Annotated in this window: 3 protein-coding genes; all 3 read left to right on the top strand. The window is 64.4% G+C overall.

Going from position 1 to position 2,449, the window contains the following annotated elements:
- A partial coding sequence (locus tag ACEW8G_RS06330; protein WP_373487591.1) for a zinc-binding dehydrogenase occupies positions 1 to 539 on the top strand: 539 nt, incomplete at its 5' end.
- Positions 536 to 1,348: an enoyl-CoA hydratase/isomerase family protein gene (locus ACEW8G_RS06325; protein ID WP_373487590.1), complete on the top strand. Its 813-nt coding sequence runs from the start codon at positions 536 to 538 to the stop codon at positions 1,346 to 1,348. The genes ACEW8G_RS06330 and ACEW8G_RS06325, both read left to right, overlap by 4 nt.
- A 196-nt stretch (positions 1,349 to 1,544) precedes the next feature.
- The coding region (locus tag ACEW8G_RS06320; RefSeq protein ID WP_373487589.1) for an acyl-CoA dehydrogenase family protein at positions 1,545 to 2,449 on the top strand (905 nt) is incomplete at its 3' end.

Here is a 2,449-nt window from a genome sequence, read left to right as displayed (position 1 = left end):
CCGCTGGGCAGCTGGCGCGCGCGATGGGCGCGGCCAGCGTCGTCGGCGTGGCGGGTGGCAGGGACAAATGCGACTGGCTGGTCGAGGCCTGCGGCTTTGATGCGGCGATCGATTACAAGGCCGAAGGACGCCTTGGCGCGGCGATCGCCGGGGCCATGCCCAAAGGTGTCGACCTATTGTTCGACAATGTTGGCAATGCGATGATCGACCGGGTGCTGCCGCTGATGCGGATCAACGGGCACATCGTCGTCTCGGGCCAGGTCGCCGACTATAACACGCCGCACGATCAGCGCCCCGGCATCACCAACACCGCCGAGTTCATCGCCAAGCGGTTGACGATGCGCGGGCTGGTGGTGTTCGATGACCTGCCGCAATTTGGTGCGGCGCAGGCCGAAATGGGCGAGATGATCCGTGCAGGCGAGCTGGTCTATCGCGAGGAATTTTTCGACGGGCTGGAGCAATTGCCGCACGCCTTTTGCGGGTTATTCACCGGCGCCAATTTTGGACGGCGGCTGGTGCGGCTGGAGGACGCGGCATGAGCGCCTCCTTCTGTATCGAAGACCAGAGCTACAGCCGCTTCACGTTCGAGCGCGACGGCCGGGTGCTCCACGCGATCATCACCTCGGACCACCCCGTCAACGGCGTCGATGGCCCGATGCACGATGAACTGGCGCGGGTGTTCACCGATCTCCAGCGCGATGATGGCAGCGACATCATCGTGCTGACCGCAAAGGGGCGTGCCTTTTGTGCTGGCGGCGATTTCGCCTGGTTCCAGCAGCAGATCGACGATCCGGCGAGCTTCCGCGCCATCGCCTGGGATGCCAAGCGCATCGTCACCAGCCTGCTCGAGATGGAAAAGCCGATCCTGTGCCGGTTGAACGGCGCGGCAGCGGGGCTTGGCGCGACGATTGCCTTGCTGTGCGACATCATCGTGGCGGACGAAAAGGCGCTGATCGGTGATCCGCATGTCAAGGTTGGGCTGGTCGCGGGCGATGGCGGCGCGCTGATCTGGCCGCAGCTGATCGGCTATGCCCGCGCCAAGGAGCTGCTGATGACCGGCGACATGCTCACCGCTGCCGAGGCCAAGGCGCTCGGGCTGATCAACCATGCGGTGCCGGGCGATCAGCTCGACGCCAAGCTGGGTGAGATTATCGCCAAGCTGCAGGCCAACCCCAAATGGGCGGTGCGCTGGACCAAGACCGTCACCAACATACCCTTACGCGCGCTGGCCGCGCAGATGATGGACGCGGCGATTGGCTGGGAAAGCGTCTCGAACTTCCTCGGCGACCGGCGCGAGGCGGTGGCGGCGCTGGCCGAGAAGCGCGCGCCCAAGCTGACGGGGGAGTGAGTTTTCCTTCTCCCGCCGGGAGAAGGATCGGGCAGGCTTGGCCCGGATGCAATCCGGGCTTAGCCGAACCAGGATGAGGGCGATTGATGCAGACTTTAAGGGGCTATCCCCTCACCCAGTTTCGACTAGGGGCCGCTATGCAGCCCCAAGTCTGCGCAACCCTCTCCCGATGGGAGCGGGATAAGGACGTGCACCCATGACCTCACAAACCTTCGCTGACGAGCCCGATCACATCTCTGCTTTGCGCGCCACGCTGCAGCGGTTTCTCGCCGAACATGCCCCGCGTGAGGCACGGCAGGCGTGGGACAAGGCGGCGCGCTGGCCGCGTGATGTCTATGCCAAGCTGAACGCACTCGGCCTCACCGCGCTGACCGTGCCCGAAACATATGGCGGGGCAGGGCAGGATCTGGTCGCGGCCATCGCGGTGATTGAGGAACTCGCCGCCGCTGGCCCGTGTCTGGCAGGTCCCTTCATCCACACAAGCTTCTACGGCGGCATGAACCTGTCTGAAAACGGTTCGCCCGAGCAAAAGGCCACATTTTTGCCACGCCTCGCGAAAGGAGAGCTGTTCTTCGCCTATGGCCTGTCCGAACCCAATGTCGGCGGGGATCTGGCCAGCGTGGAGACGCGCGCGGTGCGCGAGGGTGGCGACATCGTAATCAACGGCGCCAAGCGCTGGTGCACAGGCGCCGACTGGGCCGATTACATCTACTGTCTCGTTCGCTCTGGCCCGGCGGAGGACCGCTACAAGAACCTGTCGTTCGTGCTGGTTCCGACCGATGCGCCCGGTGTGACGATGCAGGATATCGAACATGTGAACCTGCGCTACACGCACAGCCAGGACGTCTTTTTCGACAATGTGCGCCTGCCGCTCGATGCAATTGTCGGCGGCGAGGCGATGTGGAACCGGGGCTGGAAGCTGCTCGCGGGCCGCGCGCTTGATGTCGAGAAGCTGGAGATTTCCGCCGTTGCATTAGGCATCGTGCGCGCCGCCATCGACGAGGCCTGGGCCTATGCGCAGGAACGCGTGCAGTTCGGCAAGCCGATCAGCCAGCATCAGGCGATCCGCCACAAGCTGGTGACTGCGCGCACGAAGTGGCA

The sequence above is a fragment of the Blastomonas sp. genome, assembly GCF_041747255.1.
Lineage (GTDB): Bacteria > Pseudomonadota > Alphaproteobacteria > Sphingomonadales > Sphingomonadaceae > Blastomonas.
The sequence above is the reverse complement of the archived record's forward strand: the minus strand, read 5'-3'. Positions and strand labels throughout refer to the sequence as shown.